The organism is Inquilinus sp. OTU3971 (genome assembly GCF_038440215.1).
On sequence record NZ_JASATH010000283.1, the window covers coordinates 1 to 6,983 of the forward strand.

8 protein-coding genes are annotated in these 6,983 nt (G+C 69.3%); 3 read left to right on the plus strand and 5 right to left on the minus strand.

The features are described from left to right. Genes AAHM41_RS37720 through AAHM41_RS37730 form a run of 3 tightly spaced genes read right to left on the minus strand, consistent with a single transcriptional unit; the run spans window position 1 to window position 3,002 of the window. Entirely contained in the window at window positions 1-1,509 is a 1,509-nt protein-coding gene (locus tag AAHM41_RS37720; RefSeq protein ID WP_342241777.1) for a tripartite tricarboxylate transporter permease, read from the minus strand. Window positions 1,510-1,516: 7 nt separating this feature from the next. Next, entirely contained in the window at window positions 1,517-1,978 is a 462-nt protein-coding gene (locus AAHM41_RS37725) for a tripartite tricarboxylate transporter TctB family protein (RefSeq protein WP_342241778.1), read from the minus strand. Window positions 1,979-2,018: 40 nt separating this feature from the next. Further along, window positions 2,019-3,002 (minus strand): tripartite tricarboxylate transporter substrate binding protein BugD, encoded by a 984-nt coding sequence (locus AAHM41_RS37730; protein WP_342241779.1) that lies wholly within the window; start codon window positions 3,000-3,002, stop codon window positions 2,019-2,021. A gap of 140 nt (window positions 3,003-3,142) precedes the next feature. Between AAHM41_RS37730 and nudC the strand changes: the two genes are divergently transcribed. Together nudC and AAHM41_RS37740 are read left to right on the plus strand one after the other, a co-directional pair. Beyond that, window positions 3,143-4,057, plus strand: a complete 915-nt coding sequence (gene nudC, locus AAHM41_RS37735) for an NAD(+) diphosphatase (RefSeq protein WP_342241780.1) — start codon at window positions 3,143-3,145, stop codon at window positions 4,055-4,057. A 114-nt stretch (window positions 4,058-4,171) separates the two neighbouring features. Beyond that, complete coding sequence (locus tag AAHM41_RS37740) at window positions 4,172-4,429, plus strand: type II toxin-antitoxin system Phd/YefM family antitoxin (RefSeq protein WP_342241781.1); 258 nt, start codon at window positions 4,172-4,174, stop codon at window positions 4,427-4,429. A 15-nt stretch (window positions 4,430-4,444) separates the two neighbouring features. Here AAHM41_RS37740 and AAHM41_RS37745 read toward each other — a convergent pair whose 3' ends face one another. Further along, window positions 4,445-5,299 (minus strand): prephenate dehydratase, encoded by an 855-nt coding sequence (locus tag AAHM41_RS37745; RefSeq protein ID WP_342241782.1) that lies wholly within the window; start codon window positions 5,297-5,299, stop codon window positions 4,445-4,447. Next, entirely contained in the window at window positions 5,296-6,063 is a 768-nt protein-coding gene (locus tag AAHM41_RS37750; protein WP_342241783.1) for a 3-deoxy-manno-octulosonate cytidylyltransferase, read from the minus strand. The genes AAHM41_RS37745 and AAHM41_RS37750 overlap by 4 nt, the downstream gene beginning before the upstream one ends. 241 nt (window positions 6,064-6,304) lie before the next feature. Here AAHM41_RS37750 and AAHM41_RS37755 point away from each other — a divergent pair. Continuing rightward, window positions 6,305-6,983 (plus strand): c-type cytochrome (locus AAHM41_RS37755; RefSeq protein ID WP_342241784.1); only part of this gene is annotated, 679 nt, incomplete at its 3' end.

The following is a 6,983-nucleotide window of genomic DNA, read 5'->3' on the forward strand; positions in this document are numbered from 1 at the left end:
CTAACCCGGCTCCTCCTGGAACGCCTCCTCGCGCTTGCGGCGGATCGCCGGGCTGACCATCACCGCCAGCACCCCCACGGTCAGCACCAGCAGAACGGCGCTGATCGGCCGGGTGACGAACACGGTCACGTCGCCGCGTGCCAGCAGCATGGCGCGGCGCAGATTCTCCTCCATCATCGGCCCCAGGATGAAGCCGAGCAGCAGCGGCGCCGGCTCGCATTCCAGCTTGACCAGGATGTATCCGACCAGGCCGAAGAGCACGGTCAGATAGACGTCGAAGACATTGTTGCTGAGGCTGTAGACGCCGATGCAGCAGAACGCCAGGATCGCCGGGAACAGCAGGTGGTACGGCACCTTCAGGAGCCGGACCCAGATGCCGATCAGCGGCAGGTTCAGCACGATCAGGAAGAAATTGCCGATCCACATCGAGACGATCAGGCCCCAGAACAGGTCCGGCTGCTCGGTCATCACCAGCGGGCCCGGCTGGATGCCCTTGATGATCATGGCGCCGACCATCAGCGCCATCACCGGCGTCGGCGGGATGCCGAGCGTCAGCATCGGGATGAAGGAGGTCTGGGCACCGGCGTTGTTGGCCGCTTCCGGCCCGGCGACGCCCTCGATCGCGCCCTTGCCGAAATCCTGCGGCCGGCGGGAGATCTTCTTCTCCAGCGAATAGGCGGCGAAGGAGGACAGGATCGAACCGCCGCCCGGCAGGATGCCGAGCACCGAGCCCAGGGCGGTGCCGCGCAGGATCGCCGGGGCCATGCGGCGCAGCTCCTGCCGCGTCGGCATCAGCCCCGAGACCTTGCGCACCATGACGTCGCGCAGATGCTCGGCCTCGAGGTTGCGGATGATCTCGGCGATGCCGAACAGCCCCATCGAGATGGCGACGAAGCTGATGCCCTGCGACAGCTCGGGGATGCCGAAGGTGTAGCGCGGCGTGCCGGTCTCGACATCCTGCCCGACCATGCCGAGCAAGAGGCCGACCGCGATCATGCCGAGCGCCTTCAGCACCGAGCCATGCGCCAGCGCCACCGAGGCGACGAGGCCCAGCACCATCAGCGAGAAGTACTCGGCCGGTCCGAATTTGAGGGCGATGGCGGCCAGCGGCGGCGCGAACAGCGCGATCAGGAAGGTCGCCACCGTGCCGGCGAAGAACGAGCCGATGCCGGCGGCGGCCAGGGCGGCCCCGGCCCGCCCCTGCTTGGCCATCTGGTAGCCGTCGATCGCCGTCACCACGGATGCCGATTCGCCCGGCAGATTGATCAGGATCGCCGTGGTCGAACCGCCGTATTGCGAGCCGTAATAGATGCCGGCCAGCATGATCAGGGCGGCGATCGGCGGCAGCACGAAGGTCGCCGGCAGCAGCATGGCGATGGTCGCGGTCGGGCCGAGGCCCGGCAGCACCCCGACCAGCGTGCCGAGCAGCACCCCGACGAAGCAGTAGGCGAGATTGGTCGGCGTGAAGGCGACGCCGAAGCCGAGGATCAGGTCGTGCAGGAGATCCATGGTCGCCTCAGTTCCCGAACCAGCGGCCGAAGATGGGGATCGGCAGGCCGAGCCCCCAGACGAAGACGGCGACGCAGAAGGCGGCGAGGACGACCGCCGCCGCAGCCGCGACCGGCACCCGGAACTTGACGCTGGCGGCGGCGCCGACGAAGACCACCACCAGCACCGCGACCACCAGGCCGCCGCCGCGCAGCAGCAGGCCGAACAGCAGCATCGCCCCCAGCACGATCGCCCCGCCGCGCCAGGCCCATTGCCCGACACCCTCCCCCTCCAGCACGAAGGAGCGCACAAAGGTAATCAGGCCGATCAGGGCCAGGATCCCGGCCAGCACGGTCGGGAAATAGCCCGGGCCCATCTTGATGGCGCGGCCCATGGAATAGCCCTGGGCGATCCAGCCGAAGCCGATCGCCAGGGCCAGGAAGATCAGCCCGGACCAGAAGTCCTTGGGATGACGGATGGAGAGGCGCATCGCGACTCCTGGGTCCGGGGTTGGAACGGGAGGCGCGAGCTCAGTCGGCGTAGACGCCGGCCGCCTTGATCACCGGCTCCCATTTGGCGATCTCGGCCTTGAGATGGGCGTCGAGCGCCGCCGGGGTGGCCTGGTCGAGCGCCACCGGCTCGGTGCCGAGATCGGCGAAGCGGGCGATCACGTTCGGGTCCTGCAGCGCGCCCTTGAGCGCCGCCTCGAGCTTGTCGATCACCGGCTGCGGCGTGCCCTTGGGCGCGTAGAGCCCGTGCCAGATGCCGATCTTGAAGTTGGGCAGCCCGGACTCGGTGGTGGTCGGCACGTCCGGCAGCGACGGCACCCGCTTCTCGGAGGTGACGGCATAGACCTTGATCTTGCCGCCCTTGATCTGGCTGGTCGTGTTGGTGGTCTGGTCGCACATGAAGTCGAACACGCCGCCGAGCAGGTCGTTCATCGCCGGGCCGGTGCCCTTGTAGGCGACGGTGGTCAGCTGCGTGCCGATCGATTCCATGAACAGCATGCCGCAGAGATGCGAGGCCGAGCCGACGCCGGCATTGGCGACCGTCACGGAATCCTTGTTGGCCTTCGCGTACTCCACCAGATCCTGCATCGACTTCGCCTCGAAGTCGCCGCGGGCGACGAAGGTCATCGGCACGTCGGTGACCAGGCCGATGCCGGCGAAGGCCTCGCCCGGCTTGTAGTCGAGGTTGCGGTACAGGGTGGCGCTGGTGGCCTGGCCGATATGGTGCAGCAGCAGGGTGTAGCCGTCGGGGTCGGCCTTGGCGACGCGCGAGGCGCCGATGGTGCCGCCGGCGCCGCCGACATTCTCGACGATCACCTGCTGGCCGAGCGTCTTGCTCATCGGCTCGGCGATCAGGCGCGCCACCGTGTCGGTCGGCCCGCCGGCGGCGAAGGGCACGACCATGGTGATGACGCGGTTCGGATAATCCTGGGCTGCGGTCGGCAGGGCAAAGGCGACGGCCGTGGCGGCAAGCATGCCGAGACCGATCCGGCGGCAAAGCTTCATAGACGTGACCCCCTTCGTGTCATGAACCCGGCCGTTTCCGTCGGCCTTCAATTTTATGCAATCTAACCTGTCCTTGCGGGATGGCACAGTTGCTTTTCCGGCCCCTGGCGCGGAAGCCGGGCCCGTGCCAGTGTCGGGCCATGCTGCGCCCGAACTTCTACGTCCATCCGTCGCTCGACCGCGCCGGCCGCTTCCGTCGCGATGCCGAGTGGATCGCCCGCGTCACGGTCAGCGAGCACACCCGGATCCTGCCGGTGTGGCAGGGCCGCAACCTGATCGCCGGACCGCCGGAGGCGCCGCAGGCCTCCTCTCTGCCGGCGACCGAGGCCTGGTGGCGCGAGGCCGCCGCCGAGGTCGTCATGCTGGGGGTCAACGGCGATGTCACCTATCTCGCCGTTGATGTCAGCGGCCTGGCCGACCCGGCCGCCGATCCCGTGCTGGCCGGATTGGGCAGCTTCCTCGACCTGCGCGCCGTCGGGCCGCTGCTGCCGCATGACGAGGGCGCCCTCTTGGCCTATGCCCGCGGCATGGTGTGGTGGCATTCGCGCCACCGCTTCTGCGGCGTCTGCGGCAGCCCCACGGCCAGCAGCGACGCCGGCCACCGCCGCGACTGCACCAACCCGGACTGCCGCACCCAGCATTTTCCGCGCACCGACCCGGCGGTGATCATGCTGATCCATGACGGCGACCGGGTGCTGCTGGGCCGCCAGAAGGCCTGGCCGCAGGGCATGCACTCGGTGCTGGCCGGGTTCCTGGAACCGGGCGAGAGTCTGGAGGACACGGTCAAGCGCGAGGTGCTGGAGGAGGCCGGCATCGTGGTGGACGACGTCCGCTACCACTCCAGCCAGCCCTGGCCGTTCCCGCAATCGCTGATGGTGGGTTTCACCGGCCGTGCCGTGACCTCCGACCTTCAGGTCGACGAGGACGAGCTGGAATCGGCCGCCTGGTTCAAGCGCGACTGGCTGCGCCGCCATGTCGACGACGAATCGTTCCGCCTGCCCCGCCGCGACAGCATCGCCCGTCGGCTGCTGGAAGACTGGCTGGCGGAGGAATAGCCGCGGGCCCGTAGGTTGGGTTCGCCAAAGGCGAACCCAACATCTCACCGCAGCGCCATTGTCTGTTGGGTTCGCAGTCGCGAACCCAACCTACGAGCGACAATCGAGGGCATCATGCGCATACCCATCGGGAGAGCCAAATCCAAGCTCGCCGAGCTGGTGCGCCGCGCGGAGGCCGGTGAGGAGGTCGTCCTGACCCGGTTCGGCCAGCCTGTGGCTCGCCTGGTGCCAGAGGCCAGGAAGCCGACATTGGCCGAACGCAGAGCCATCATCGCGGAGATCATGGCATCGGCGGCTGGCCGGGCAAGCCCCGGCCCTTCCGCCGCCCGCAGCCAGGACTTCCTCTATGATGTACTCGGCCTGCCCAAATGAAGGCGACGTCGACGCTCACTCGTCCTCGGAGATCTGGCTCGGATCGCGGCGGAAGGGGTGGGCCGGGTAGACGCCGAGCATGTGGAAGTTGCGGGTGAAGAACTGCAGCTCCTCCAGCGCGAAACGCAGCGACTGGTCGTCCGGATGGCCTTCGACATCGGCGTAGAACTGGGTCTGGCTGAACCGGCCGCCCAGCATGTAGCTCTCGAGCTTGGTGATGTTCACGCCGTTGGTGGCGAAGCCGCCCAGCGCCTTGTACAGCGCCGCTGGCACCGACCGGACCTCGAACACGAAGCTGGTCATCACCGGGCCGTTGTTCGGCTTCGGCCGCACCGGATCGCGCGACAGCACGACGAAGCGGGTGGTGTTGTGCTCCGCATCCTCGATGTCGCGGGCCAGGATCTGCAGCTTGTAGATCTCGGCGGCCAGGCGGCTGGAGATGGCGGCGATGCCGGGATCGCCGCGCTCGGCCACCATGCGCGCGGCACCGGCGGTGTCGGCATGGTTGACCGGCTTCAGCCCGCGGGCGCGCAGCCACTGCCGGCACTGGCCTAGCGCCTGGACATGGCTGTGCACCTCGCGGATGTCAGCCAGCTTGGCGCCGGGCAGCGCCACCAACTGGTGGTTCACCCGCAGGAAGTGCTCGCCGATGATGTGCAGGCCCGATTCCGGCAGCAGGTGGTGCATGTCGGCGACCCGGCCGGCGATCGAATTCTCGATCGGGATCATGCCGAGATCGGCCCGGCCGTCATGGATCGCGGCCAGCGCGTCCTCGAAGGATGGGCACGGCACCGTCTCCGCATCCGGGAAGACCTGGCGCGACGCCATGTCGGAATTGGCCCCGGGCCAGCCCTGGAACGAGATCCTCATCGCGCAGCTCCTTTTGCGAGCAGGCGCCGGGCGCGCTCCAGCTCCTCCTGGGTGTCGACGCCGAGCGGCACGGTGTCGACGATGGCGACGTCGATCCGCATCCCGGCGGTCAGCGCCCGCAGCTGCTCCAGCTTCTCGCGCCGCTCCAGCGCCGAGGGCGGCAGCGTCACATAGCGCTCCAGCGCCGTGCGGCGATAGGCGTAGAGGCCGATATGGTGCAGCAGCGGCCCCTCGCCCGACGGCGCGGTGGTGCGGGTGAAGTAGAAGGCCCGGCCGGTCCGCGCGCCCTCCTCCCGCTCGACGATCGCCTTGACGATGGCGGGGTTGGTCTTCTCCTCGTCGCGCACGATCACCGCGGCCAGCGTGCCGATATCCACCGCCGGGTCGTCGAGCAGCGCCATCGCCGCCCGCGGCAGGGCGGGGTCCAGTGTCGGCAGGTCGCCCTGGACGTTGACCACGATGTCGTGCCGGCTCTCCGGGTCGACGCTGCGCAGCGCCTGGGCGATGCGGTCGGAGCCCGAAGGCAGGTCCGGGTCGGTCAGCACCGCTGTGCCGCCGGCCGCCTCGATCGCCTCGGCGATCGGCCGGTCGCCGCAGGCCACGACCACCGGGCCAAGGCCGGCCGCGACCGAGCGGCGCCAGACATGCACGATCATCGGTTCGCCATGGATGTCGGCCAGCGGCTTGTTCGGCAGCCGGGTCGCGGCCAAGCGCGCGGGAATGACGACGATAGGGTTGGAGGCGGCGGGGTTGGACGAAGTCATGATGCCGCGTCATCCTCCGTTGCCGCGACGCCGTCAAGACCGGGCCGAATCCGGCATCGCCCGAGTATCGCCGAACCTGGCCGCGCGGCCGTCCTCCGCGGCGGCGGCAAAGGGTGTCGCAGCCGGACATCGCCCCTTGCCAGACCGATTGCAACGCCTCTACAAGACCCGCGGGCCCGCACGGTCGAATCGAGTCGTGCGTCCGGGGAGGTTGCCGTCGCGCTTCGAGGTGAGATCCGGCATGGAATTCAACAAAATATTCGCTGCTGTCCTGCTGGCCGGCATCATCGGAATGGCGACCGGCATCGTGGCCGATATCCTGGTCTCGCCGGAGCCGCTGCACGAGAACGCGTACAAGGTCGACACCAGCGCCGTCGCCGCCGCTCCGGCTGCCGGCGCCGAGCAGGCCGGGCCGCCGATCGCGCCGCTGCTGGCCGCGGCCGATCCGGCCAAGGGCCAGGCCCTGTCGAAGGCCTGCACCGCCTGCCACACCTTCGAGAAGGGCGGCGCCAACAAGGTCGGCCCGAACCAGTGGAACCTGGTCGACGCACCGATGGGCCACAAGGAAGACTTCAACTACTCGGCCGCGATCAAGAAGAAGCACGAGGAAGGCGCGCACTGGACCTATGAGGAGCTGAACGAGTTCCTGGCCGGTCCGAAGACGCACATTCCGGGCACGACCATGACCTATGCCGGCATGAAGAGCGAGAAGGACCGCGCCGACCTGATCGCCTGGCTGCGCACCAACGCCGACACGCCCGCGCCGCTGCCGAGCCCGGATGCCGCGCCGGCTGGCGGTGCGGCCCCTGCCGGCGGCGCTGCCCCGGCTGGAGGCGAGGCGCCGGCAGGCGGCGCCGGGGCCCCCCCCGGCGGGGGGGGGGGGGGGGGGCCCGCGCGGGGGGGGGGCGGCGCCGCCCCCT